This is a genomic window from Afipia sp. GW822-FHT03D08 (genome assembly GCF_058801645.1).
Genome location: NZ_JBXANK010000004.1, coordinates 90225 through 115024, shown reverse-complemented (window position 1 = coordinate 115024; position 24800 = coordinate 90225). Strand labels below are relative to the sequence as shown.

At 62.7% G+C, this 24800-nt stretch carries 29 protein-coding genes; 15 read left to right on the top strand and 14 right to left on the bottom strand.

Annotated elements, in window-relative coordinates; genetic code table 11:
- Positions 1-169 precede the first annotated feature (169 nt).
- Positions 170-1402, top strand: coding sequence for a plasmid replication protein RepC (gene repC / locus AC1RM7_RS23415; protein ID WP_393986286.1), 1233 nt, complete (start codon positions 170-172; stop codon positions 1400-1402).
- A gap of 563 nt (positions 1403-1965) precedes the next feature.
- Here the strand turns inward: repC (AC1RM7_RS23415) and AC1RM7_RS23410 are convergent.
- The 4 genes from AC1RM7_RS23410 to tnpA form a co-directional block, all read right to left on the bottom strand.
- The gene (locus AC1RM7_RS23410; protein ID WP_393986285.1) at positions 1966-2598 is read right to left on the bottom strand and encodes a plasmid pRiA4b ORF-3 family protein; all 633 of its coding nucleotides are present in this window, start codon (positions 2596-2598) and stop codon (positions 1966-1968) included.
- A complete protein-coding gene (tnpC, locus tag AC1RM7_RS23405; protein WP_393986284.1) occupies positions 2595-4175 on the bottom strand; it encodes an IS66 family transposase in 1581 nt (526 codons plus the stop codon). The genes AC1RM7_RS23410 and tnpC overlap by 4 nt, the downstream gene beginning before the upstream one ends.
- 99 nt (positions 4176-4274) lie before the next feature.
- Positions 4275-4622 (bottom strand): IS66 family insertion sequence element accessory protein TnpB, encoded by a 348-nt coding sequence (gene tnpB / locus AC1RM7_RS23400; protein ID WP_393986283.1) that lies wholly within the window; start codon positions 4620-4622, stop codon positions 4275-4277.
- Positions 4619-5038, bottom strand: a complete 420-nt coding sequence (gene tnpA, locus AC1RM7_RS23395; protein ID WP_192642951.1) for an IS66-like element accessory protein TnpA — start codon at positions 5036-5038, stop codon at positions 4619-4621. Before tnpA ends, tnpB begins: the two co-directional genes overlap by 4 nt.
- A 172-nt stretch (positions 5039-5210) precedes the next feature.
- On the opposite strand from tnpA, the gene AC1RM7_RS23390 reads away from it, so the two are divergent.
- On the top strand, positions 5211-5543 hold the full coding sequence (locus AC1RM7_RS23390; protein WP_281806999.1) for a single-stranded DNA-binding protein: 333 nt from the start codon (positions 5211-5213) through the stop codon (positions 5541-5543).
- Between the two features lie 83 nt (positions 5544-5626).
- On the opposite strand, the gene AC1RM7_RS23385 is transcribed toward AC1RM7_RS23390, so the two are convergent.
- Both AC1RM7_RS23385 and AC1RM7_RS23380 read right to left on the bottom strand, forming a co-directional pair.
- Entirely contained in the window at positions 5627-5998 is a 372-nt protein-coding gene (locus tag AC1RM7_RS23385) for a transcriptional regulator (RefSeq protein WP_024921879.1), read from the bottom strand.
- A gap of 83 nt (positions 5999-6081) precedes the next feature.
- Positions 6082-6411 (bottom strand): helix-turn-helix domain-containing protein, encoded by a 330-nt coding sequence (locus AC1RM7_RS23380; RefSeq protein ID WP_137901598.1) that lies wholly within the window; start codon positions 6409-6411, stop codon positions 6082-6084.
- Between the two features lie 303 nt (positions 6412-6714).
- Here AC1RM7_RS23380 and repC (AC1RM7_RS23375) point away from each other — a divergent pair, with 303 nt between their 5' ends.
- The gene (repC, locus tag AC1RM7_RS23375) at positions 6715-7947 is read left to right on the top strand and encodes a plasmid replication protein RepC (protein ID WP_393986282.1); all 1233 of its coding nucleotides are present in this window, start codon (positions 6715-6717) and stop codon (positions 7945-7947) included.
- A 40-nt stretch (positions 7948-7987) separates the two neighbouring features.
- Here repC (AC1RM7_RS23375) and AC1RM7_RS23370 read toward each other — a convergent pair whose 3' ends face one another.
- The gene (locus tag AC1RM7_RS23370; protein WP_393986281.1) at positions 7988-8413 is read right to left on the bottom strand and encodes a hypothetical protein; all 426 of its coding nucleotides are present in this window, start codon (positions 8411-8413) and stop codon (positions 7988-7990) included.
- Positions 8410-9111 (bottom strand): nucleotide-binding protein, encoded by a 702-nt coding sequence (locus tag AC1RM7_RS23365; protein ID WP_393986280.1) that lies wholly within the window; start codon positions 9109-9111, stop codon positions 8410-8412. Before AC1RM7_RS23365 ends, AC1RM7_RS23370 begins: the two co-directional genes overlap by 4 nt.
- Before the next feature lie 534 nt (positions 9112-9645).
- Here AC1RM7_RS23365 and AC1RM7_RS23360 point away from each other — a divergent pair.
- Together AC1RM7_RS23360 and AC1RM7_RS23355 are read left to right on the top strand one after the other, a co-directional pair.
- The gene (locus tag AC1RM7_RS23360; RefSeq protein ID WP_281807006.1) at positions 9646-10074 is read left to right on the top strand and encodes a hypothetical protein; all 429 of its coding nucleotides are present in this window, start codon (positions 9646-9648) and stop codon (positions 10072-10074) included.
- Positions 10071-12410, top strand: a complete 2340-nt coding sequence (locus AC1RM7_RS23355) for a relaxase/mobilization nuclease domain-containing protein (protein ID WP_393986279.1) — start codon at positions 10071-10073, stop codon at positions 12408-12410. Before AC1RM7_RS23360 ends, AC1RM7_RS23355 begins: the two co-directional genes overlap by 4 nt.
- Before the next feature lie 233 nt (positions 12411-12643).
- On the opposite strand, the gene AC1RM7_RS23350 is transcribed toward AC1RM7_RS23355, so the two are convergent.
- On the bottom strand, positions 12644-13348 hold the full coding sequence (locus AC1RM7_RS23350; RefSeq protein ID WP_393986278.1) for a class I SAM-dependent methyltransferase: 705 nt from the start codon (positions 13346-13348) through the stop codon (positions 12644-12646).
- Positions 13349-13353: 5 nt separating this feature from the next.
- Positions 13354-14118: a class I SAM-dependent methyltransferase gene (locus AC1RM7_RS23345; RefSeq protein WP_393986277.1), complete on the bottom strand. Its 765-nt coding sequence runs from the start codon at positions 14116-14118 to the stop codon at positions 13354-13356.
- A gap of 52 nt (positions 14119-14170) precedes the next feature.
- On the opposite strand from AC1RM7_RS23345, the gene AC1RM7_RS23340 reads away from it, so the two are divergent.
- Positions 14171-14983, top strand: a complete 813-nt coding sequence (locus tag AC1RM7_RS23340; protein ID WP_492839483.1) for a helix-turn-helix transcriptional regulator — start codon at positions 14171-14173, stop codon at positions 14981-14983.
- A 246-nt stretch (positions 14984-15229) separates the two neighbouring features.
- Positions 15230-15946 (top strand): RNA polymerase sigma factor, encoded by a 717-nt coding sequence (locus AC1RM7_RS23335; RefSeq protein ID WP_393986275.1) that lies wholly within the window; start codon positions 15230-15232, stop codon positions 15944-15946.
- A gap of 189 nt (positions 15947-16135) precedes the next feature.
- On the opposite strand, the gene AC1RM7_RS23330 is transcribed toward AC1RM7_RS23335, so the two are convergent.
- Positions 16136-16519: a winged helix-turn-helix transcriptional regulator gene (locus tag AC1RM7_RS23330; RefSeq protein ID WP_393986274.1), complete on the bottom strand. Its 384-nt coding sequence runs from the start codon at positions 16517-16519 to the stop codon at positions 16136-16138.
- Positions 16520-16628: 109 nt separating this feature from the next.
- Here AC1RM7_RS23330 and AC1RM7_RS23325 point away from each other — a divergent pair, with 109 nt between their 5' ends.
- Complete coding sequence (locus tag AC1RM7_RS23325) at positions 16629-17612, top strand: MBL fold metallo-hydrolase (protein ID WP_393986273.1); 984 nt, start codon at positions 16629-16631, stop codon at positions 17610-17612.
- 133 nt (positions 17613-17745) lie between these two features.
- Here the strand turns inward: AC1RM7_RS23325 and AC1RM7_RS23320 are convergent, their stop codons facing one another.
- Entirely contained in the window at positions 17746-18087 is a 342-nt protein-coding gene (locus AC1RM7_RS23320) for a DUF5335 domain-containing protein (protein ID WP_393986272.1), read from the bottom strand.
- A gap of 430 nt (positions 18088-18517) precedes the next feature.
- Here AC1RM7_RS23320 and AC1RM7_RS23315 point away from each other — a divergent pair, with 430 nt between their 5' ends.
- From AC1RM7_RS23315 to AC1RM7_RS23300, 4 genes are all read left to right on the top strand, one after another.
- Positions 18518-19429 carry a DnaJ C-terminal domain-containing protein gene (locus AC1RM7_RS23315; protein WP_137901582.1) on the top strand — a complete coding sequence of 304 codons (912 nt, stop codon included), beginning with the start codon at positions 18518-18520 and terminating at the stop codon, positions 19427-19429.
- The gene (locus AC1RM7_RS23310; protein WP_137901581.1) at positions 19430-19813 is read left to right on the top strand and encodes a chaperone modulator CbpM; all 384 of its coding nucleotides are present in this window, start codon (positions 19430-19432) and stop codon (positions 19811-19813) included.
- A gap of 39 nt (positions 19814-19852) precedes the next feature.
- Entirely contained in the window at positions 19853-20341 is a 489-nt protein-coding gene (locus tag AC1RM7_RS23305) for a phosphate-starvation-inducible PsiE family protein (RefSeq protein WP_006023626.1), read from the top strand.
- Positions 20342-20533: 192 nt separating this feature from the next.
- The gene (locus tag AC1RM7_RS23300; RefSeq protein WP_393986271.1) at positions 20534-21049 is read left to right on the top strand and encodes a nucleotide exchange factor GrpE; all 516 of its coding nucleotides are present in this window, start codon (positions 20534-20536) and stop codon (positions 21047-21049) included.
- An 843-nt stretch (positions 21050-21892) separates the two neighbouring features.
- On the opposite strand, the gene AC1RM7_RS23295 is transcribed toward AC1RM7_RS23300, so the two are convergent.
- Positions 21893-22183 carry a glutaredoxin family protein gene (locus AC1RM7_RS23295; RefSeq protein ID WP_393986270.1) on the bottom strand — a complete coding sequence of 97 codons (291 nt, stop codon included), beginning with the start codon at positions 22181-22183 and terminating at the stop codon, positions 21893-21895.
- Between the two features lie 12 nt (positions 22184-22195).
- Positions 22196-22927: a peroxiredoxin gene (locus tag AC1RM7_RS23290; protein WP_393986269.1), complete on the bottom strand. Its 732-nt coding sequence runs from the start codon at positions 22925-22927 to the stop codon at positions 22196-22198.
- A gap of 40 nt (positions 22928-22967) precedes the next feature.
- Between AC1RM7_RS23290 and trxC the strand changes: the two genes are divergently transcribed.
- The 3 genes from trxC (at position 22968) to AC1RM7_RS23275 (ending at position 24800) form a co-directional block, all read left to right on the top strand.
- A complete protein-coding gene (gene trxC / locus AC1RM7_RS23285) occupies positions 22968-23543 on the top strand; it encodes a thioredoxin TrxC (protein ID WP_393986297.1) in 576 nt (191 codons plus the stop codon).
- 174 nt (positions 23544-23717) lie between these two features.
- The gene (locus AC1RM7_RS23280) at positions 23718-24197 is read left to right on the top strand and encodes an Hsp20 family protein (protein ID WP_393986268.1); all 480 of its coding nucleotides are present in this window, start codon (positions 23718-23720) and stop codon (positions 24195-24197) included.
- A gap of 96 nt (positions 24198-24293) precedes the next feature.
- Positions 24294-24800, top strand: coding sequence for an Hsp20/alpha crystallin family protein (locus AC1RM7_RS23275; RefSeq protein ID WP_393986267.1), 507 nt, complete (start codon positions 24294-24296; stop codon positions 24798-24800).

Genomic DNA, 24800 nt, shown 5'->3' with positions numbered 1-24800 from the left:
GAGAAACCTAGGCAAAAGAAAAAGGCCCCCGAAACGTCACCGTCCCGGAAGCCTCTGTCTTAGTTTGGCGACTGATAGAGAATCACTTCCGCGAATCGCAGTCAAGTGTCTCGTGCGAGACGGCGCCGTTTTGGCGAGCAGATTTCCTTTGCCCGAACGAGGCAAAGACATGGAACCTTATCAATCAACGACGCCCTTCGGGCGGCGATCGCTGACGCTCGCCCATGTGGCAACACAGATCGTCGCGTCATCCCGGCCGCCTGAGAAGGTCGTGCACAAGTGGAAGATTTTCCACGCCATCTGCAGGGCACGGCCGAGCCTCGGCGTGACAGAGCGAGCGCTGTCGGTCTTGAACGCGCTCCTCACCTTCCATCCCGAGACGGCGCTGACGGGCGAGGACGACCTTGTCGTTTTCCCCTCGAACCAGCTCCTGTCACTGCGCGCGCACGGCATGCCGGCGTCAACGTTGCGACGCCATCTCGCGGTCCTGGTCGACGCGGGCCTCGTCATCCGCCGCGACAGTCCCAACGGCAAGCGCTACGCGCGCAAAGGTGCGTCCGGCGAGATCGAGCTGGCGTTCGGATTCGACCTCTCGCCGCTTGTTGTCCGCTCGGAGGAATTCGAAAGCCTGGCAGCCGCCGTGGAGGCCGAAGCGCGCGCCGTTAAGCTCGCGCGGGAACGCATCACGCTGTGCCGGCGCGATATCGCCAAGATGATCGCGACCGGCATCGAGGAGGGCGTGCCCACACGCAGGGGAGGGCAGGGACCCGCGGACTGGGCGCAGATCCACGCCGGCTTCCGCTCGATCGTCGAGGGGATTCCGCGCACCGCGACGCGCGCGCAGCTGGAAGCGGCGGCCGAGGAGCTATCACAACTGGCCGACGACGTCCTCAACCTCCTGGAAAGCCACATCAAAACACACGATATGAGCGCCAATGAGTCCCGAAATGAGCGCCATATACAGAATTCAAATCCAGACCCCTTAATTGATCTTGAACCTGGCTTTCGAGGAAGCCGGGCGGCGAGGGCGGTGCCAGAACCCCAAACGCCGAGGATTGCGGAAACGGCCTATCCGCTTGGAATGGTATTAAACGCTTGCCCGGACATCTCCGACTACGCCAAAGGCGGAATTTCGAACTGGCGCGACCTGCTGGCGACCACGGCCGTTGTGCGCTCGATGCTTGGGATCAGTCCCAGCGCCTGGGAGGAGGCGCAAACCGTCATGGGCGAAATGCAGGCCGCGGTGGTTGTCGCGTGCATCCTGCAGCGCGGCGCGGCAATCCGCTCCGCCGGCGGCTATCTGCGCGGTCTGACTGAACGGGCCAAGGTCGGTGAATTCTCGCTCGGCCCGATCCTGATGTCGCAAATCAACGCACAACTGCGCACGAAGCGAACCGCATGATGGCGCGGGCGATGTCCGAAAAGGCATGCCATCTCCGATGGTTCGATGGTTCGATGGGACGTGGGCGTCCCGCGCCGGTGAGGTCGCAGCCGCGGGGCGGAGCTCGGGTTTCGCGCACCCGGCGTTGGTGCGACGGTCCTGCCGTCGAAGCCGTCGCAGGGCGGTTCGCCGCTGCCGCTCGATCCGGCCATGGCTGATTTCCATGGTCGACCCCGATCCGTGCGGCGCTTCCTCGCTGACCCACGATCCTGGATGGGCAGGCATCGACTCGCGGTTTTCCATAACTCGAAATGGGGCCGGCGCGTGGTCCAGGTAGCACGACGACGATTGCTCCTCTCTACAGGTCGGGCGGCGCTCCCGGTTGCATGGCTGGATTCCTATGGCCGTCGCCGGCACGGCGGGCCCTACGCCCGAGAATTTTCCCCTGCCGGATCACCCCGCGAGCGGGGCCCCGACCGGCATTCCTCGCGCACGCGCCTGCGGCGCCAAAATTCACGGCCTGACGGGACGCAGCGCTGCGCTCGCCCTTCGCCCGCGTCTGTAACCGTCCGGTGTCGGCCCTTTCAGCTTTGTGATCGCCGGCTTTTGGCGAAGGCGGCCTTTCCGATGGCACGGCGTCGGGCCAGCCTCGCGATGTTGGCCTTGATGGTGGGAAGGTCGATGTCCTCTGGGTCGAAGACGCGTCCGTACCATTCTATCAGCCGCTTGCGTTCGGGATGTCTGGGCTTGGCCATGGCCTCGACGAACTCTTCGAAGCCGGGGATTCCGCCGACGTCTTCCGGCGGAGCGCGGCGGGCGCCGTCGACAAAGCGCGGGTATTCGAGGCCGGGATCGGCATCACCGATGGCCTCGATCGTGAGCGTGTGCTCCCAGTTGTCGCCGAAGTCGTAGGTGTAGGCGAAGCGCTTCAGACCGCGATCGGTCAGCGGCCCGAGCTTGGTGTTCTTGGCGTCGCTGAGCTTGATCCACCCATCCGGGTCGGGGATGCCGTATCGCCTGCTTTGGCCGTCGATCTCGATCGTGAAGTCGAACAGGTGATAGTTCTCGAACAGCATGACGGCCTGGATAACCTCGTGAAGGCCTCTCAGGCTCGTCGTCAGGGGAACCTTGACGCGCCGCCAGACGGCCGGCTCGACATGGTCGAGCACGATTTTGATGCAGGCGATGCGATCGACATGGGAAGCGGCCGAGATCATGCCGCCAGCGTAACGGCCTCTCGTGGCGTCTGCCAGTTCCAAGGCGCGAGATCGCCGATCCGGTTGATGGGATGGTCGCCGATGCGAGCCAGGACGTCCCGGAGATAGGCCTGCGGATCAAGGCCGTTGAGCTTGGCCGTCTCGATCAGGGTGTAGATGACGGCGGCGCGTTCGCCGCCGCTGTCGGAGCCGGCGAAGAGCCAGTTCTTGCGGCCGATGGCGAGCGGCCGGATCGCGCGTTCGGCGGCGTTGTTGTCGATCTCCAGACCGCCGTGATCGGCATAGCGGGTCAGAGCCGGCCAGCGCGACAGGCCGTAGCGGATCGCCTTGGCGAGTTCGCTCTTGCCCGACAGCTTGGACAGCGTCGCGTCGAGCCAGCTTCGCAGATCGGCGAGCCGTGGAAGGGCGTGCTCCTGACGCGATCGTCTTCGTTCGTCGGGCGGGCGACCGCGGACGGCGTCCTCGACCTGGTAGAGCTCTCCGATCCGGCGCAAGGCCTCGGCAGCGACCGGCGAGGCGTTGGACTGGTGGATATCGAAAAACTTGCGCCGGACATGGGCCCAGCAGGCGACCTCGGTGATCGCGGTGCGCTTACCGGGGCTGTCGGCATAAAGCTTGTCGAAGCCCGCATATCCGTCGGCGTGGAGATATCCCGCAAAGCCCTGGAGATGGCCTTGCGGGCGGATGCCCTTGCGATCCGGGGTGTAGCGATAGAGGACGGCGGGCGCTGCATCACCGGCATGGGGGCGCTCGTCGCGGACATACACCCAAAGCCGGCCCGTCGCGGTCTTGCCGAACCCGGGAGCGAGCACTGGCACGGGGGTATCGTCGGCGTGGAGCGCGGGCCCGGCCATGGCATGCTTGCCAATCGCCTCGGCCAGGGGCGTCAACAGCGCCGCCGCCGATCCGACCCAATCGGCCAGGGTCGAGCGGTCGAGCTCGACGCCTTCCCGGGCATAGATCTCGGACTGGCGGTAGAGCGGCAGGTGGTCGGCATACTTGGCCACCAGCACATGGGCGAGCAATCCAGGGCCTGGCCGTCCGCGCTCGATCGGCAGGGAGGGCATCGGCGCCTGCACGATCGCCTCGCACTGGCGGCAGACGATCTTGGGGCGGATATGCCGGACGACCTTGAACAGGGTGACGCGCTCCAGCACCTCGGTCTCGTCCTGGCCGAGCCGGCGCAACTGTCCGCCGCAAGCAAGGCAGCCACAGCCGAGATCGCCACTGGCGATACCCACTGGCCAGTGGATGACCTCCTCGCGCGGCAGGTGGTCGGGCAAGGGACGACGAACCGGATGCTGACGGGCGTCGGGAGCTGCCGGCATGACCGCGCGCTCCAGAACCGTACGCGCCGCCGTGCCCTCCTCGACATCCTCGAGCGCCAGCTCCAGCTGGAGGATGGCGGCGTCGAGCTTCTCCGACGACTGCCCGAACTGCATCCGGCGCAGCTTCGCCAGTTGCGCCTTCAGCTTCTCGATCATGAGCAGATGGGCGGCGCTCTGCGCCCGCGCCGCGATCAGCAGCGCCTGGAGCGTCGCGACGTCGTCGGGAAGGTCTGCGGAGGCGCTTGCCATGGTCTTCCGAGATTATCGCGAGGCCGGCGGCCAAGCCATTGAATCATGGTCGATCTTGACCGCGGATCACAGTCCTGAATCGGCTCGAAGCCCTTCGCTTCACAGAGCGAGGCTGGGGCGATCGGTTCGGATCGGTGCGCGCCAGTCGATCCCCTCCAGCAGCATGGAGAGCTGCGCCGGCGTCAGTCGCACCACGCCGTCCGTCGTCACCGGCCAGATGAAGCGACCCCGTTCTAGCCGCTTGGCGAACAGGCAGAAGCCCTGTCCATCCCAGTACAGCACCTTCAGAAGATCGCCTCGGCGGCCGCGAAAGACGAACAGGTGACCGGAGAACGGATCCTGTTCCAGTGCCCCCTGCGCCAGCGCAGCCAGGCCGTCGAAGCCCTTGCGCATATCGGTCGGGCCCATGGCGAGATAGACCCGCATCCCGGCGGGGATCGCGATCATCGCCGGTCCAGTACGTCGAGCACCCGCCGAAGCGCGTCCGCGTCGACATCGCGATCAACCCGCAGCCTGCGGCCCGAGCCGAGCGCGATCTCGATCATGCCGGACGAACGACGGCTCCGGCGCGCGGGCTCCGCGACGGCGACCTCGGCAACCGGCGTGGGCGTGACGTCGGTCACGACAGGAGCCAGTTCGACAGGCAGCAGAAGCGGCGCCGGGCTGCCCCCTCCCAACTGACCCAGCTTCGCCTGTCGACGCCATGTGAAAACCAGGCTTGCCGCGACGCCGTTGCGCCGCGCGACATCCGTCACCGTCATGCCAGCCGCGAAACTCTCCTCGACGATCCGGACCTTGTCCTCATAATGCCAGCGCCGCCGCCGCTCGATCGCGCCCAGAACCTCCGCCCGAACCATCGCCATGACCTTAAAGCTAGACTTAAGGTCACACCGTTCGGGAAATGCCGCACACCGCGCAAGGCGGCCGAGACCGGACGGTTACCCGCGTCTCGCGGGCTTCGGCTCTGTGCCGTCTTCCCGGCCATGACGGATCGCCATCGCAACGGGGCGCCGCCCCACAAGATGGAGAGAGACTATGCGCAACATCGCCGAATTCACCCTCATCGGCCACGTCGGGACCATCAAGCAGGTCGGCAAGACAGTCCGTGTCACCGTCTGCGCCAACTATCCCTTCAAGGATAAGGGCGGCGAGTGGAACGACGACCAGCACTGGAACGAGGTCACGATCTTCACCAAGTCGATCCAGGGCTACGTGAACGAGCACGTCAGCAAGGGCGACCTCGTCCACGCGCGGGGCCGCCTGCGGCAGAACAGCTACGAGCGCGACGGCAAGCGGATCTACACCGTCGACCTGATCGCCCTGGAATTTGGCCGCCTCGCCCAGGCCGTTGAGCGCTCAGCCGCATGACCGATCCAGTGGGGAGGCGAAAGCCTCCTCCACCTCTTCCATCGATCTTGAGCAGTTGGTCGCCGCATCGATCGCCGGCGCCGTCAGGAAGGAAGCTTTCGCGATCGCGTCTGACGCGCCAAGGCGCGATCGGCGCGATTTTTCTTGCTGATCGCCGACGTCAACTCGTCGTAATCGACACCGCTCTTCTTGAGCGCGCGCCGTGCGTCCGACACATCGAAGCCGAGCAACTCAAACACGCTCATGTTGAGGCTCGAAGCGATCCTTTCGATCGTACGCAAAGTTGGATTCCCGATGCCGCGGACGATCGTATAGTAGGTCCCGCGTGCCAGTCCGGTCTTCGGCAGGAATGCTTCCATGCCGCCATTTTCGATCTCGAGCTGCTGCAGACGGATGGCCAGCATCTCATTCAGCACCGAATGATCGACTGGCTGAGGCTTGCGAACAGGCGACATGGCGAAAGGGCTTTCGGACAAAACTCCGCATCCGATTCACCATACATTACGTCTGAAGTCTAGTATATTGGACGTTGTCAATCCTACCGTAAATTCTTTGAATATGCGCTTCCCTTCATCGAGCCGATTGAGTCGCCCTCGTGCCGACGGTCCGAGGTCCGCTTCCGCAACAAGGTCAGAGGGTCGACGCCCGCTCGTTCCGCGATGAGTTCAATGTAACTAAGGCTTGGATTCGCTGCTGTCGTCATCAGGTGGAAGTAGCTTGATCTCGGGATCCCTAGGCTTTTCGCGAACTCTCCACGGGTTAGCTGTGCTTCGAGACGCAGTGCTTCGAGCCCCGACTGAAACGCTCCTATGAGCAAACATCCCTTCGCTGCGTGATCTGCTTTGCGTCGGCATGACTTCTCAGCCATGAGCCTTCCCTCCGAACCATGATCCGAACGATACCCATGCGGCCGCAGCCTACATATTGGACGGCCGACTAACATTCAATATAATGTACTGATCTGATTCAACCAGGAGAAGTGCGTTCAGACAAAGAAAAACCCGGCAGAGCCGGGTCTCTCAAGAGGGTCAGCGGGCTGGCGACGGCAATCGCCAGCGAGGCCTCCAAACGCAAAGGCATCTTAGCTCGCGCGATCCGACAGTTCAAGAGACTCAGCGTTTTCACGCCACGGTCTTTGTTTGCCACGCGCTCTCGCAACGAGAGGACGCGAATGCAGATGCTTGGCTTCAATCCTATCGCCCCTTTTGGATGCGGCGCGCTGTCCCCGGCCGCGCTTCGGATTCAACGCGACGTTCGGCAGTGCCAACCCGGCAAGGCCTGCCACAAATGGAAGACGTTTCGCCACGCATGCGAAGCGAAGGCCGCCCTTGCCCTTTCCGACCGCGCGCTGACCGTCCTGAATGCGCTGCTGAGCTTCCACCCGGACACGGTGCTCACGCTCGGGTCCACTGATCTCGTCGTGTTTCCATCAAATCGCGAGCTCTCGCTACGCGCCCACGGCATCCCTGCGTCGACCTTACGTAGGCATATTGCCGCTCTTGTGAAATCGGGTCTTATCCAGCGTCGGGATAGCCCAAATGGCAAACGCTACGCTCGGCGCGCAGCAGGCGGCGACATCGAGCTGGCATTCGGGTTCGATCTCAGCCCGCTCGTGGCGGCTGTCGACGACCTTGCGGAACTCGCCGCTCGCGCTGTCGAGGAGCGACATGTTCTCGATGCGCTGCGCGAGCAGGTCACGCTCGCGCGCCGCGACATCGCAAAGATGCTCGCGCTGGGTGTCGAACGGGGCGTCGATGCCGACTGGCCAGCACTGCACCACGAATTCCTGGGGCTGATCGACGGCCGACCACGCACGCCGTGCCGCGCTGCCCTCGAGCCGCTCGCCGCGGCGCTGGTCGAGCTGTCGGGGCGGATCCTCGAAATTCTTGAGAGTCATATCGAACCCACAAGGCCAATACGCGAACCGTCCGCAAATGCGTCCATAGCAACGAACCCGACGCCGAAAGCCGGCGCCGAAAGCGCCGGCAATGCATTCCAGCCCGACATCGAGCGCGATGTCGCATCAGCAGTCCCTGTCCGGCTCGTCGCCGAGACGTGTACTGATTTTGTGGACTACGCCCGCCACGGGCTACGAACGATACGGGACGTGGTGGACGCCGCCGTCATCGTGCGCCCGCTTCTCGGCGTCAGCCCAAGCGCGTGGGAAGAGGCCTGTGCTGCAATGGGGCAGGGGCCGGCGAGCGTCACCTTGGCGCTGATCCTCCAGCGCGGCAACGGCATCAAAAATCCCGGCGGCTACCTCAGGACGCTCGCCCGACGTGCGGCAGCCGGCCAATTCTCTATCTGGCCTATGCTGATGGCTCTCCGCGGCGCGCAACGTGGAAAGGATCCAGCAGAGATGAAGACACCTGCAGGACCTTCCTTCCCGGACGACAGCGCGTAGCAGCGATTCGTGCTTCGTGACGCCTCTTTCACAATGGCGACTACGAGTCGTCGGCGGGCGGCAATCGACCGAGCCGCTTGAAAAGATCATAGAGGGCGCGGTCGACAATGCGCAGCGGCTGCGTGCGTTGCTCGGCGGCAAGCTGGCGGAGCACCAGGTCGATTGGATCGGGAAGGCGAAGCGCGTAGGGCCGCGACGAGGCGCGTTCGCCATAAGCCTCGAACGGATTGCGCTCGCGATTTCGTGGTGGCCGCGCCCCTCGCTTGGATGAGATAGAATTGGCGGCTTGCGATGGCGATCTGCCTGGCGCCGGCGCCGGCGTAACGGGATCGTCGTAGGCAGGAGTGACGACCACGGGCTGAAGGACAGGTTTTTGAGAGGCCGGCGCGACTGCGCGCTGGGCGCGGAACGCATCGCGGGGAAGGGGAGGCCGGTCAGACTTCTCGCTGGGAGCTCCGTCGCTCATGCGACCGGCTCGCCGGTCGCCGCGCCCTGGCTTGCTGCGAGCAACTCGCGGACGACCTGATCGGCATTGTAGCGGGCCTTGCGCACCGACTCGTCCCTGTCGCTCATCTGGTAAAGCGTTCCGAAGCCGCTTGTCATCGTGCGGTAGGTCACACGCCGGTAGAGCGCCGTCGAGCAGACCGGCACGTGCTCGGAGTCGAGGTAGGCCACGACCTCGCGGAGGGGTCGAGTGTTGCGGTCGAGGCTGTCGTATTCATTGAACAGAACCCGATGCTGGCTCATCGGCAGCTGTGCCGCGGCTGCATGCTGCTCGAGATTGCGAAGGGTCCGCACGACCTGCGACGCATCGAACGTATGTACCTTGCACGGCAACACGACGAGGTCGGCCCGGAGCGCCGACTGGATCAGTACCTCGCCGTAATAGCCGGGCGTGTCGATCACAACAACGTCGTAACCGGCCAGGCGTTGGACGGCTTGAACCAATGCGGATTCGTCGGGGGCGCGGACCAGATCGACGCCCTGCGGGCTCAGCCCCCGCGCGACGGAGGAAGCATGCCACTGGTATGAAGAGCCCTGCGGATCGGCGTCGACGATCGCGGCCGAGTAGCCATGTTTCGCGAACTCACCAGCGAGAATGATCGCGACCGTGGTCTTGCCGCTCCCGCCTTTTGGGTTCGCCACTGCGAATATACTCGGCACGTCAAGCCCTCCGTCGCTCGCTCTAACAGCAATCAACATACAGTATAATATACATATGGCTGTGCTGCAATTCGTCATTCCGGAAGTACCGGAAAGCCTTGATGCGGTGTTCAGGTAATGCGTTGATACGGCATTGTCGTTCTAGCGAGTTGCCGTAGTACGTGATGTCGCCAATGCGGTGCTGGCGGGAGCGCATTCGTGCGGTAGTGCATTATTGTCGGAGCAACGCGTTGCAGTGTTGCGCCGTTACGGTAATTCGTCATGGCGGTCTTAACGGGGCGCTGTGCGCCAAGCGGGCCTTCGGGTTCAAGGGACGGCTGTCCAGACGCGAGCGCTCTTCATGCGCGAAGTCTTACATACGGTTTAATAGATATTGGTTGACAAGATACCGGTTTGTGGGCCAAACCGGGGGGCGGCTGCTGAACGCAGCCGAAGGGCGCTGACGCGCCTTCGTGGTCATTGGGTCGATGCCCACGCCTTGGCTCCGGCCTAACGGCCGCCGAGCCTTGCAAACGGAAGGGAAGGGGAGAGCCGATGGCCCGCTCCGAGAAGGCACCGCGACGCAAGCCGAGGCTTCGGACCGAGCTGTCGGAGCTCGATGAGCAGCGGCTCCAGGAAGCCGTCGCGCTGTTCGGATTGCCCAAGGCCGAGGTCGTGCGCCGGTTGATCCGCGCATCGGTGCAGGCGGGTCCTGCCCTGTCGGCCGAGAATACGCGCGCCGTCGTCCAGCTCGCGAGCCAGGTCCGCATGGTCGGCCGAAACCTCTCGCAGGTCCTCAAGGCCATCCATCGCGGCCAGGCGGTCCGGATCGAAGACACCGAGCCGGTGTGGCGCGGCCTGCACGAGATCGTCTCGGCGATCAACGACGAGCTCACTGAAATCACGATCGCCTATGGGTCCAAGCTGCGGCGCGAGGCCCGGCTCTCGTTGCCGGCCGAGCTCTCTGGACGGGAGCAGCGATGAACCGGGACGCGCAGATCGCTTGGTGGGTTGAGTTGGTCGAGGCCGCGCGTCGCGCAGTCAGTGATGCCGGCGAGACGCGGCGCCGGCGATCGCTTGGTCTCGACGACGAGTTACGCGCCCGTCGCGGTCGCGTGGCGCCGCTTCCCAAGGCGCCTACCGCGCAGGAGATCATCCGCGGGACGACGATCACCGGCGGCCGGGATGAGGAGCGGACGCGGCTCCTGCCGACGTCGGCCGGCGGTGGTGGAGGCGGAGGAGGGTCGTCGGCACCGTCGGGCTCGAAACCCGATCAGGTGGCGGGAGGCGGCGGTCCTGGCGGGGGAGGCGCGCGCGCGGCGGGGCAGGGCGAGGCGGTCGGCCGGGCTCGTCAGCTGGCGGCCGGCTACCAGCCCGCTGTGATCAAGGTGGTGTCCTATGCCCGTGGAGTCGCCCGCGCGACGGCGACCGGCCAGTATGTTCAGCGTGAGGATGTCGCGCTCGAAACGTATGACGGGCGGATCCTCACGGATCGCCAAGCCGTCGCCGACGAGATCAATGCCTGGTCGACCAACTTCGCCAAGCGGGCCGAGAGCCACGACGTCGGCGCCGTGCGCTTGTCCCTGCAGGGGGTCGCCGACACGCGCGAGGGCAGGGAAACCTACGAGAAGGCGATCGCGGCGGGATTCGAAGGCCACCGGTATGCTTATCGCCTCGACGTCACGCAGAAGGGCGAGCTCGAAGCGCGCATCGTCACAGCAATGGCTGGAGCGGGCAAGGAGCGCTTCCGTGTTCGGGAAGAGCGCGTCGGAGAAGAGGGCAGGGGTTTCACCCGGAAGCGGCTCGATCTGGCGTCGGAAGCGCGCGCGAAGGAGCGGATAACGGTAGCCACCGGCCTGGCGCCGGACGCAATCGCCATCGCTCCGGGCGCCACGAGCCATGGCCGCGACGGCGTTACCTATCGGCTGAACAAGCTGATCGAGAAGGGGCCTGCGATCGACGATCGTGGCCGTGCGATCGCCAATGTCGCCGAGACCAGGACCGCGGCGCGAGAATGGGGAGCCACGCTACGCTCGCAATCCTCGCGTGATACCATGCATCTGATCGTGTCGGCGAAGGCCGGGACGGACGTTGGCGCGCTGACGCGGGCTGCCCGCGCGTTCTTGCAAGATCGTTTTGCTGATCACAAGTTCATGTTCGGCGTGCACACCGACAAGGAGGCCGACGGCCATGTCCACGTCCACGCCGTCGTCGCGGTCAAAAGCGAGTCCGGGCAGAAGCTGCATCCGGGCCGAGAGACCTTCAGCGAATGGCGCCAGGTCTATGCCCAGCATGCGCAGGCGGAAGGTCTCAAGATCGTCGCGACATCCGCGCGCGAGCGCGCGTCGTCGCAAAGCTACGGCCCCAAGGACAAGGCGATCGTAGAAGCGGCGGATCGGCCGCGGCCGACACGAGAGGCAAGCGATCGCGCCTATGCCGCGGATCCAGCCAATCGGCGGCTTATCGACAATGCCCGGCAGCGGATCGCGGTTGCGCGGACAAATCCAATTCGCCTACCCGTGAGGGCGCAGGACCTGAAGTTCGTGAACGAGGGCGTTCAGGCCTGGCGGACGGTTGTAACCGAGCAGCCGGCGAACGCGCAAGCAAAGGACATGCTCGAGCGCCTGCTTATGGCCCAGACGGTCGGGTCTATCGTGCAGACGATCGGGAAACGCGTGGAGCAGCTGACGACGGAGAACCCGACCATGGCAGTGACATCGGAGCAGATGGCAAAGGATCTGCGCCTCATGAACGACGCGGTATCGCGAACGAGCGACCTGCTGGACGGCGAGACGAAACAGCAATTTCGCGAGGCCTCTTCGCGATATCTCGAGACGCTCGCAAACCGCGTCGACCTGCAGCGAGCTTCAGAACACGGCATCCAGCAGATGACGCGCGCCGAGGTCGAGGCGATCGCCGGTGCCAATGCCGACAGGCTCATCGAGCGGGCGAGCGGAATTCAGCAGCGTGAAGAGCGTGAGGCCGGCGCGGCCGCGAGATTGGCAGATCGCGCGATTGCCGCTGAGGGTCGGGAGGAAGCCACGGCCGGCATCGACCCGACGTCCCAGCGCGAGCTCCGCGCCGAGCGGGCGATCGTCGCCGGCGCGCAGAAGTCAGCAGCGCAGGAGACGCGGGAAGCGGCGGCGGCGCGCGAGGCAGCAGCATCGCTCGCGCAACATCCGGCCGACCGCCTGTCGCAGACGCTACTTCAGAGCGATGCGCTCGCGCAGCTGCGTGCCGAACAAGAGCAAGTCATTCGTGAGATCGAAGCCAGCGAGGGGGCCCAGGCTCAGTCGACGAAACCACAGCGGATGACGTAGTTATCCAGAAACGTCGAACGGCACGAGGCTACCATGTTCTCGCGCCTGGCGCCGCGGCAAGGTCCAAAATTGGCGACGAGATCTGCGAGACGTTCACTGGTGGCGGTGCCGGACGAGATGAGACGGGAGACTATGGAAGCTCCGCCCCGTAGAAAGCCTCGCCCTGGATCTGCTCGCCGTGCTCGTCGAAGATCATGAGTTAGGCGCCACAGCTTCTGGCTCGTCTCGTTCGCTCATGCGCTAAGCCTCGCGATCCATGCTCCCCAGAACAGGCTCGAGAAGAAAAGCCGCGGTTGCTCGAAGCCGGTCTCGCCGAGAAGGCTTTCGACGGCGGCGTCCGACTCGGGCGGATCGGCGCCCTGCAGGATCTTGCCGCGTTTCGCCTCGACCTCTTCCGGTGAAGCGCCCGCCATTCGCCAGCGCTCGCCCCAGGCCTTCAGGAAGGGCGGGTTTTCGGCATAGGCGCCGCGATTGCACGCCAGAATGAGCGTACCGCCGGGGTGAAGCCGCGCCGCGACCGCGCGCAGCAGAGCAAGCTTCGCTTCGCGTCCTCGAAGATGATGGAGAACGCCGATAACGGTCACAGCATCGAAGCGGTTGTCTTCCGGCAGTTCGTCGACATAGCCGGAGTGCCAGGTCGTCAGGTGGCTAAGACCGGCGGCCTCGACGGATGCAATGGCCCCGGTCAGCATCGGCGGCGAGGGATCGACCGCAAGGAAGCGCCAGCTCGGCCGAAGCTTGCCGGCGACGAGGATCTCCTGCGCCGTTCCGCCCGCGCCGACGACCAGGATCCGTCGGTCCAGGCTCTCGCCGAGATCCGCCGACAGGAGACAGGCGGCAAGCTCATGGCAGGCGTCGTAGCCGGCGAGCGCGATACGGCTTTGCTCGCCATATTCGCCGGCGCGCGTGCGGTCGAATTTAGCGGCGGATGTGGTCATGATCGTCAGGCTGCCGCAGCTTCGATCATCGTGATGTCGAGCAGGAATGAGCCGTCCGGCTCGATCGCGAAATGCGCCTTCGTTTCGCTCGATGCCGCTGCCTGAAGCGCCCGGATCGCCTTGACGTTGTCTGAAGGGGTCCGCATCCGCGCCGTCCAGACCGGGAAGTCCATCCGCAACTGCCAGCTTCGTGACGAAGTAACGGTGAAACCGACACGATGCAGCGCCGCCATCCATTCGCTCACGCTGTAGTCGCGCACATGCGAGGTGTCGCGCAGCAACTCGACGGCCTGGAGATGGGTGTCGAACAGCGCGGGCCCGGGCGAGCAGGCGTCGATGAAGATGGCCGGAGCGTCCAGCTTCAGCACGCGGCGAGCCTGTCGCAGGCCGCCGTCGAAATCCTGCCAGTGATGCGCCGAATAGCGGTAGGCCAGGAAGTCGAAGGCAGCATCGGGGAAGAGCAGTCGCTCGGCCGGCGCCTCGGCCGTCTCGATGTTGGAAAGACCCTTCTCGCGTGCTGTGGCAGCCACCGCGGCCAGCATCTCGCGCGAGAGGTCCACGGCAGTAACCCGCGCCGCGTGGCGCGCCATCAGGTAGGAGACATGGCCGCCCCCCGTGCCGAGGTCGAGCGCATGTTTGGGACGGTGCCGCGCGAGGATGGCGTCGAGCGCCTCGAGATCGGCGCCCTGCGCGTGAACGGCACTCTCGACATAGGCCTTGGCGCGTGGCCCGAACTGGGCCTCGACGACGCTGTCATGATGGTTTGCCATGGGCATTTCCTGCAAAGTTTGGTCCTCAGCATGCCCATGCTTCATTCTCGCCATGCTTGGATTCGACCAGCGCCGCCTTCTCGGCGATTTCGTGCGCGCCCATCGCGAGCGCATCAGGCCTCCCGTTGCGGCCGGCCGGCGCCGGACGCCGGGCTTGCGGCGCGAAGAGCTTGCCGCGCTCGCCGGCATCAGCATCACCTGGTGCGCCTGGATCGAGCAAGGACGTCCGGTACAAGCCTCGCCCGAGACACTGGGGCGGCTGGCAGAGGCCATGTCGCTGACGCGGGCGGAGCGCGCCTATCTGTTCGAGCTCGCCGACCGGGTCGATCCCGATGATTCTGCCGGTCTCGCCGAAGCGGCGCCGGCGTCGCTGGTCGCTGCGGTCAAGACCTTCTCGCACCCGGCCTATGGTCTCGATCGCCTGTGGAACGCCTGTTGCTGGAACGAATCCGCCGCCAGTCTGTTCTGCGGCTGGCTCGATGCCGACCATCAGCGCAACCTGCTGCGGTTCATCTTCATCGAGGACAAAGCCCGCTCGCTGATTCCGCAATGGCAGGATCGCGCGCGCCGGCTTCTGGCGGAATTCCGCGCCGATTTCGGCCACAATTTTCGCGATCCCCGCGTCAAGCAGTTCATCGAGGGGCTCAAGGCGGAGAGCCCGCTCTTTGCGCGGCTGTGGAACGATCAGGACGTTCAGCACCGGATCGGCGGAACGCGAACCTTCGATCATCCAAAGCGTGGGCGCCTCAGCTTCGATCAGCACAGCTTCAGCTCAACGGAACGTCACGACTTCAAGCTGGTGCTGCTGGTGCCGGACGCATCGGCAAGCGGGCGATCACGATCGTTGGGGAGAAACCGTGGATAATCGCGATCGCCCCGTCTCATCAGTGGCGCAGATCGCCACCGCCTCGATCACGCGATCGCGGCGACTTCGCTCGCGGGGTAGTCGATGTACCCCTTGATCACGCCCTGTTAGAGGCTGTCCGGATCTGGTGTCGCCACTTACAAACAAGAGGCACTTGAACGCTAGCCAGCGGAAACTACGTGTCTCTGGGCCCATAATTGGGACCAGCATGGAGAAAACAGTACACCAGTGTAGGGTTAGATTGAGATGTCTTCCGCCAACGATATCACCCCTGCTTCAGGTTCAATTCGCGACACCTCGGAAGAATGTGCAGGATCCGCTGCGTCCCTGTGGCAAGCAAGCCTGCACGGTGATCGGGACGCTTTTCAGCGACTACTAAATCCGCACCTTGAGGAACTGCTTGCTGCCGCGCGGCGCGATCTTCGGTATCATTGTGCAATCGGCGACATCAGGCAAGATGAGATCTCCGCCGAGGAGTTGGTGGGCGAAACGCTTCTTCGCGCATGGCGTGATCGCAATCGTCGGCCCCATTCGCTCGATATTCGGCCCTGGCTGCTCGGCCTCCAATTCCGCGTTCTGACGCGCATCGTTCGGCAGGAGCTCCTACGGCGCGACTTGGTCTCCGTCTCGCTCGAAGCGCCGGCTCCCGCAGAGCCGATCTACGACGATGACGAGTCATTCTGGGAGTGGTATCAGCCGGACGAGACGTTACGATGGGAGGATATCGTAGCCGTCGACGCCACCGCCGGAGTGGAAGAACCAGAACTGTTCGATCGCGCCGTGTCAGGGCTTTCGCCGCTTGCGAGGCAAGTGCTGATCTTCCGTCATGTTCATCGCTTCACAGTCGGGGAGGTCGCATCCAGCCTCGGGCTACCCTCCCGCCGGGTTTCCGAGCTTTGGCTTGAGGGTCACGCTGTCCTGGTAGGCACAAAAAGGGACGACCGCGGCGCGAACTCGGATTGACTGGACTCCGCGCGCGTCAACCCCGAAATTACGAGATCGTGTCACCGATGCGGCGCGCGTGATGGCCGAGGACCGGAGCATTCCCAGGCCTGGCCGATACATGGTGGTGCTCGAGCCTTTCGCGTCAGGTGCTGGAAATGTCCGAGAGCGCGGAAGCGCCGGTTTCGACGAGCGGTCCCGGGGCGCCGATCACTCGGATGAAGCTGCGCAGTCCACGCGGTCTTCGATCTCGAAGGCATGCGTCTCGACCCACCGATCGAGTTCACGGATGACGCTGCTCAGCGAGAAACCTAAAGGCGTGAGCGAATATTCAACCCGAGGCGGCACCTCCGAGTAGCTGGTGCGCTCTACCAAGCCGTACTGCTGGAGACGGCGTAGCGCCTGAACGAGCATCTTTTCTGAAATACCGCCGATGCGCCGGCGCAGTTCTGCGGTGCGGTAGGTGCGTTCACTGAGCGCGTGCACGACGAGCAGCGTCCATTTTTCCGCTAGCAAAGTAAGCACCTTCCTTGCCGGACAATCGGCAAGGAACACATCGCAGCGGAGTTCACGGAAAGCAGAGATTTTTTCCATACTTACCTCCGGGTACGTACTTCTTCGGAAGGAGGTATGGGCACATCTCTTCGCGCGCAAGATGCTGCGCCACTTGGGTTCGGCGTCTGACGATAAAAGGAGATGCGAGATGAAGTTACTTTCGATCTTGATGGCAGCTGTCTCGGCTTCCCTGCTGCCCCTAGCCGCTCCAGCCCAGGAACGGCCTGTCGCCATAGAGGAGCAGTCGGTCACGCAGGCACCCGCGTTCTACCGAGTGATGCTCGGCGATTTCAAAGTTACGGTTCTCAACGATGGCACCACCGCGGTGCCGTTCGGCGACCTACTGCATGGCGCAGATCGGGCCAAGCTGTCAGAGATGTTCCGGCGAGCCGGCGAGCCGATTGATCGCGAGACCTCGATCAACAGCTATCTGATCGATACCGGCGACCGTCGCATCTTGATCGAAGCGGGCGCGGGGCGTCTCTTCGGCGACTGCTGCGGCCGCCTCCCCGCGACGCTGAGGGCGGCCGGCTACGGGCCGGAGGTGATCGACGCCGTTCTGCTCACGCATGTCCATGGAGATCATTCAGGGGGCCTCACGCTGGATGGTCGCCGGGTCTTCCCAAATGCCGACATCTATCTGGCGAAGAGCGAACTCGACTACTGGCTGAGCGATGCTGCAAAGGCCCGCGCAAAGGCAAGCCATCAGAAAATGTTTGAGGAGGGCCGTGCGGCGCTGACTCCGTATCAGGCAGCTGGCCGCCTCCGGACCTTCACCGCGCCGACTACTTTGTTTCCGGGCATCCGCGCCATAGCCGCGCCCGGTCATACCCCGGGCCATAGCTTCTATGAGATCGAGAGCCGCGGGCAGCGTATGCGGGTGATTGGTGACATCATCCACGTGGCCGAGATCCAGCTGCGCCGACCCGATATCACTATCGACTTCGACGCGGACGAGAAACTGGCGGCGAAGACCAGAGCGGCTACCCTGGGTGAGCTCGCCAGCACGCACGAATTAATTGCAGGCCCGCACATCTCCTTCCCCGGACTAGGGCATATGGTCCATTCCGGGGCTGGCTATGCGTGGATGCCGATCCCCTATTCCACAGCCGTTCGCCAAGTCGGGCAATGACATTTGACGCTTCTCCGCGTCGTCGCCACGCGGCCAGCGGCGGCGCGGCATTCTCATCGGACGGTGCCCTCGAGCACGGCGCGGTCGGTGACCGCGCCGGAGATCAAATGTCGGCGTCCACTCCCACCTTACATCACCGCGCCGGTGGCGGGAGCATAAGCGGTTCCGTGAGTTTGACGATTTGCTTTTGCCCCTCGCCGTCAACGACCTCCACGCTTGTAAGGCCGGTCGGCCCCTCGTCAACGGTCACACTGCGCGGCTTACGGATGAGGTGATCGAGGCCCTCGACGGCGACTTCGAGAATGTCGTCTTTAGGGTCGTAGGTAATACCAAAGATTGGCACCCATTTTGTCGCGATCTGGTCACCGAGCGTCAATGCGGCGACCTCGATCTGCGCACGCTTTCCCTCCAATCCCTTTGACACGCGATTGCAGTACGACTGCCATTCGCTTTTCGAAAGTTGATGCACGGCCATTCAAGATCTCCTGTTTTCAGCGGCAACCCTTGCCAAGAACGCTAAAGTCACGACGCGAGCGCCGGTGTGCAACGGGCACGGCTCGACCTCCCGGATCCCAAAGCATGACCTGGAATTCATCGGCGCAATGCAGGGGCTGCAATCCATAGCGACGATGATGTCGCTGGGACACGCAAGTCCGCGTGGAGCTCTCCCTCTGAATTCCCGGGCATTCTCCGAAAGCGGGGTGGGCTTTCAATATTGTGCCGCGTTTAATTCCGCGATGAACTGACGACCGTCATTGCCTCGGCCGTGTGAATCGGCGAGGCGGGATCTTCGGAAGCAGCCATCGCCACATCACCTGGTCGGGGACCGGTCTCGCGTTAATCGCTAGGCCACTTATATCCTAAGGCGATATTCAGACCTGACTGACGCTTCATGGAGTGTTGGATTGAACGAAGATCCGTACAGAGTGCTGGGTGTCGGGAAGAACGCCAGCCAGGACGAGATCCAAAAGGCTTATCGCAAGCTCGCGAAGAAGCTTCATCCGGATCTCAATCCCGGCAACAAGCAGGCCGAGGAGCAGTTCAAGGCAGCATCTGCTGCCTACGACCTCCTGAGTGATCCCGAGAAGCGTGCGCGTTTCGATCGCGGCGAGATCGATGCCTCCGGCCAGGAACGTCCGCGGCAGCGCTACTATCGCGATTATGCGGGGGCGGCCGCCGGGGACCATCCTTACGCGACGGCGGAGGGCTTCTCCGATTTCAGCGACGATAGCGACGTTTTCTCCACCATCTTCGGTCGGGGTGGACGGTTTAACCTGAAAATGCGTGGCGAGGACGCGCGCTATCGCCTTCCAGTGGAATTCCTTGAAGCGGTCAACGGAACGGTCCGCCGTGTCACTCTAGCAGATGGCTCAACTATCGATGTGAGCGTTCCGCCAGGCGCCCGGGAAGGTCAAATGCTAAGGCTCGCGGGCAAAGGGAACCCTGGTGTCGGCGGGGGGCCGCCCGGCGACGCCTTCATCGAGATCCTCGTCAAGCCCCATCCCTTCTTCACGCGACACGGAGACGACATCCACTTGGAGCTCCCGATTTCGCTAACCGAGGCCGTGCTAGGCGGAAAAATCTCGGTCCCGACCGCTACTGGAGCCGTGACAATGAGCGTCCCGAAGGGCTCCAATACGGGCACCATCTTGCGCTTACGCGGGAAGGGCGTTTCGCGCCACGACGGCTCGCGCGGCGACGAATATGTCAAACTCAAAGTCGTACTGCCCGACAAGCCGGACGCAGAGCTCGAGCAGTTCGTGCGGGGATGGGCCGTCGGCAAGGCCCAGGACCCGCGAAACGGGATGGGAGGATGAATGCTGGAGTTCAATGAGTTTCTGGTGCGGGTGCAACTTAGTCAGGACGTAGTCGAAGCGTGGGTCGCAGAAGGATGGTTGCGCCCCCGACGGACGGGGACAGGACCGGCTTTCTCTGAGATCGATGTTTCGCGTGCTCAGCTGATACAGGACCTTCGGGGCGACCTTGGCGTAAATGAAGAAGGCGTCGCGATCATACTTGACCTGATCGACCAGATGCATGGGTTGCGAAAGACGTTGCGCGAATTATGCGGAGCAATTGGGATACAGCAGGCTGATCTGCAGCACCGCATCCTTTCAGAGATGCGCAGCCAGCGCCCGATTCAGCTTAAGGGGCCAGAGCGATCAATAAGGAACGAGCCGCGTCGCGAGGCTTCCGATTGAACGCCTGATCTACATCAAACCTATGGCACGGGATAAGCTATGAAACTGCTTGAAAGGTTCGATATAAATACCGCGGGATGGCGCTTAGCGAGCACCTACGAGAGATTCGAGCAAGTCGTCGTCTTGATCCTGACCGGGTTGATCATTGTCGTGATCGCTTCGGCAGTTTGGCATCTCGCGGCGAAAGTGCTGTTCACCCTCATATTATCGAGTTTTGATCCGACCGATCCCACCGTTTTCCAAACCGTCTTCGGAATGATTCTGACGGTTATCATCGCGCTGGAATTTAAACACTCGATCTTAATAATGGTCCGACGTCAGCAGAGCGTGGTGCAGGTCCGTACCGTAGTCCTGATCGCGATGCTGGCCGTCATTCGGAAGTTTATAATACTCGATATTTCCGCAACCACGGCGGCCCACGTGTTTTCTCTGGCTGCAGCGATCGTCGCGCTTGGTTCCGTGTATTGGCTTGTTCGCGATCAGGATCGGAAAGATGAAGTCGACAAGCAGGAAGCCAGTCCAACATGATTGGGTCTCCGGTCCCCCCGGTGCGGAAGGACATTGCTCCTTCTAAAGGGGCATCCCTCAGAAGCACGCAGGCGTGTGAGAATTGACGGTCGTCAGGGCGGCCCCCTTTCGTCACGGGCAAACTACCGGATGGGCGGCCGGCAGAGGAGGCGACCGCCGCGCAGGTCCAAGACGGGTGCATCGGGAGCTAGCATGTCATCGCCACACAGCAAGGAAGATGAGCTTGTCGCCACTGACGCTATAGACGCTGCAACGTTGCTAGCTGAGAACGCCGCACTTCGAGATCGATTGCTGCGAGCACTAGCAGAAGCTGAAAACGTTCGGCGACGGGCTGAGCGAGAGGCTGAGGAGACGCGCAAGTTTGCGGTTGCGGAGTTCGCGCGAGAGCTGCTGCCTGTCGTAGACAATCTCCAACGCGTAATCGATGCAAAGACGGCCGCACCAAGCGAGCCCGCCGATGCGTTGACGGAGGGCGTGGCCACCACCTTACGGCTCTTTCTCCAAACGCTTGAGCGCTTTGGAATCAAAAAGATTTCGGCTCTAGGGACGCGTTTCGATCCAACCATTCATGAAGCCCTTATGGAATCGGCCGATCAGTCGCATCCGCCAGGAACGGTAACGAACGTCCTGGAGGACGGTTTTACTATTGGCGGACGTCTTCTCCGACCGGCGCGGGTATCGGTGGCCAAGGAGCAGGCCGATGGCTGATGTCGAGGGCAAAGAGAGTGCTGCTGGTCCACCAGCGCGATCTGGCGCCGCCGGAGCGCTTACCCTGCGTCCGGAAAGACATTGCGTTGCGCCCCCGGGTCGGCTCTGCCCCAGATCGCCTCCGGGCTCAAGAAAGACCTCCGAAGGAAAACGCTCTGCAGAGCAAACCACGGAAATGCTGTGGCAACGCTCATATGCGAGATGAAAACGATGTTGAGAACTGTCTGCGTCAACATGAGGCGTCCGTATCGTATCAAAGAGAAGAATTACCTGTGTGTTGGGCACGAGATCTCACACGAGTTCACGTCGGCGCGTTTTAACAGACGTCGCGCCATCTGCTGGTGAAGTATCATGCTGTCTGTGCTCCAAGGAGCCGCTGTGTCCCTTGTGGTTCTGACGGGAGGGTCCGTACCAAGTTATAGCGCCGAACGCTTCTGTCGGGGGATCGCGGAGCTTCTTCACGAACCCGACTACCGGCAGCCATGCATCGAACGCGAGCGTGAGGCACTCAACAGTCTGAAGGCATCATGGTCGAAATTCGACGCGCGGGATCGCTCCAGTTGCGTCAGCCTTAGCTCGCTGGGTGCCACGCCCAGCTATGTGGAACTGCTCGCCTGCCTCGAGACCGCACAGGAGATCCGGGAACACGAGACGCGGGAGCACCTGAAGCGCGGTCGTCGTCCTTGAAGCGCCGTGGTGCGCGTGACGTCTGTTTCTGCCCGATGGCGACAAATCGCTGGCGCCGCCTGCGTTTCGATTCACGCCCATCTCCGATGCGCGCAACGCGCGACCCGAGCAGCCGAGACTTTGATCTCGGCCGCCGGTCTGCTTGATGGAACGCGTTCAACGGTATCCGGCCCGGCTCAAGGCCGAATCGAGTTCACGCAACGATGGTTGGACGAGGACCTGGCCCCCGATCGTGACCGTCGGGCTTCCGATCCGGCCACCCGCGATCCATTCGAGCTGGGTTCTTGCTTCTGGATAGGCCTCCCAGTCGATGAATCGATAAGGTACTCCGGCGCGATCGAGATGCCGGCGCACCATCATGGTGATGCCGCACCATCTGCTGCCGTAAACCGCTACATCTGCGGTCTGTGGCCGCCTACGAACTGGAGAGTACGCCGACGCATACATGGTGCATCCTCCTCAAGCTGCCTTGGGGGTTGCCAGCCGATCCAGCGCCTCGAACAGCTCGTAGATGTCCGGCACGTGCTGGAGTTTCGGTGACACTTGAGAGTGGCGAATAACCCCATTCTCATCGACGACGTATAGGGCTCGTTCAGAAAATCCCTCAGCCTCGCGCCAGACCTTATATCGCCGGGCAACATCCCCTTTCGGATTGAAGTCGGCCAGCAGCGGGAAGGTCAAGCCGCGCACAGACGCCCAGGCCCCGTGGCTGTACAGACTGTCGACGGAAATGCCGACCACATCGGCGCCACGCTTGCCGAACTCATCGAGCTCGTGCTGATAGAGATCAAGCTGGCGACTGCAGCCTGGGCTCCAGTCGAGCGGATAGAAGGCGAGAACGACGCGACGCCCTCTATAATCGGACAAGCGCACGATCCGACCATTTGCATCAGGGAGCGCGAAGTCGGGCGCTTGTTCTCCCACGGCGAGCGGGGTGTTGCGTGCGTCGCCTTCCATCGCGGGTGCGTGCTCATGGAGGTCGACAATGTCCTCGATGGTGGGTCCCGACCGGGATTGGTTCCCGCTGCCTAACGTCTGGACTCGCCAGAGCTCCTGAACCATCCCGTGGAGCAGCGAAAGCGCCTTCCTTTCGGCGCCGTCCGGTAACTTCGGTGCGAGTGCGGCGAAATCGGCTTCTAGCTGCTCAATACGGCTCGGCCGGACATTCAACTGACCAGTGTGGCTGTCCATAGCTAAACCTCTTCAATTAGATCCTTTCCGTTGGTTGACGATGTGCCGTGGTTGTCCGCCGGCACCACGACATCGATATAAGTGCGGTCGACGGCACATGCCAATGAAGCAGCCCGAGGAAACAACGCAATTTCTGACCAGATGTGATGGCAAGACGTCTTGTACAAGGAGACCGAAGATGACGGAGAAACGCCGGGTCGTATGCCCGAACTGCGACAGTATAAACGCCGTACCGACCGATCGGCCAGCCGAGGCCGCAAAGTGTGGGCGTTGCCACGCCAAGTTATTCCAGGGCCTTCCAATCGATCTAAGTTCCGAGCGATTGGAGAGGCACGTCGCGAATTCAGACATTCCGATTGTGGTAGATTTCTGGGCTCCCTGGTGCGGCCCATGCCGTGCGATGGGGCCAATCTATGCACAGACTACGAAATCGATAGAGCCCAGGGTTCGGTTCGCCAAGGTGAATGTTGACGAAAACCCCCAGGCTGCGGCGCGATATAGCATCCAGGGGATTCCGGCTTTGGTGGCCTTTCGGGAAGGCAAAGTCGTGGCGCGTCAGGCGGGCCTGACAGATGCGCAGGCGCTCCGCGGATGGGTGGAGCGGCTGGCGGCCTGATCGGGTAATAGTAGGTGTCAGAAAAGTGACCGTACCTCTTGAACCGGTAAGGGGTTGAACTAAATCACCGAACGCCGGCTGCCACTGTCGGGGCCGGCAGGATCGAGTGGCTGAATCGCCTCATCGACCTGGAATCGATCTTATATCCATGTTGCTCAAAGGGAGAATGTGGCTATGAGCACTGCGTTTGATCTATCTCCGCTGTATCGGTCGAGCGTCGGCTTCGACCGAATTCTTAACAGTCTCGAAAATGCCGGTCGCTTCGCGACAATCGATGCTTGGCCGCCCTACGACATCGTCAAGACAGGTGACGACGATTATCGCATCGAGATGGCGGTGGCTGGATTCACCGAAGACGAGCTGACCGTCACGCAGGAGCAGAACATGCTCATCGTTGCAGGGCAGAAGTCCGGCGAGGACCAGAGCGGACGATATCTGCACCGAGGCATTGCGGCTAGGTCTTTCCAGCGCCGCTTCGAGCTTGCTGACCACGTGAAGGTCGCAGGCGCGAGCCTAGTCAATGGTCTGCTGACGATCAGCCTGCAGCGCGAAATCCCCGAGGAAATGAAGCCGCGCCGCATTGCGATCGCGACCACTGACGGGATGGCGAAGGGTAACCGCGATCAGCCCGAACCTCACAAACTAGCCGCCTAAAGCTTCTGCCAGAGTTGGTTTCTTCACGGCGCTGGACGGTACGTCCGGCGCCAACGGCAGAACTTTGCAAACCAGCTAAGAGAAAGGAGAACAATCATGAGTGTCCGTGACCTTATTCCGTGGGGTCGCAATAACAATCAGACCCCTTCTGTTTATCGCGACGAGGATCGCAATCCGTTCCTTTCGTTGCATCGCGAGGTGAACCGCCTGTTCGACGACGTGTTTCGGGGCTTCGACAGCCGGCTGCCCGCGTTTGGTTCGCTCTCGTCGTTCGCCGGCAGTTGGCCAAGCGTCGAAATCTCCGAAACTGACAAGGAGATCAAAGTGACGGCCGAAATCCCTGGCCTCGAGGAGAAGGACGTCGAGGTTCTGATTGATGACGGCGTGCTGACACTGAAAGGCGAGAAGCGTTCCGAGACCGAGGACAAGGAGAAGCAGTTCTCCGAACGCTTTTATGGACGTTTCGAGCGCCGCATCCCCCTCGGGGTTGAGGTCGAGGAGGACAAGATCGACGCGCGCTTCAAGAACGGTGTGCTGAGCATCGTGCTCCCCAAGAGCGCCAAGGCCCAGTCGCAGGTGAAGCGTATCGCGATCAAGAGCTAA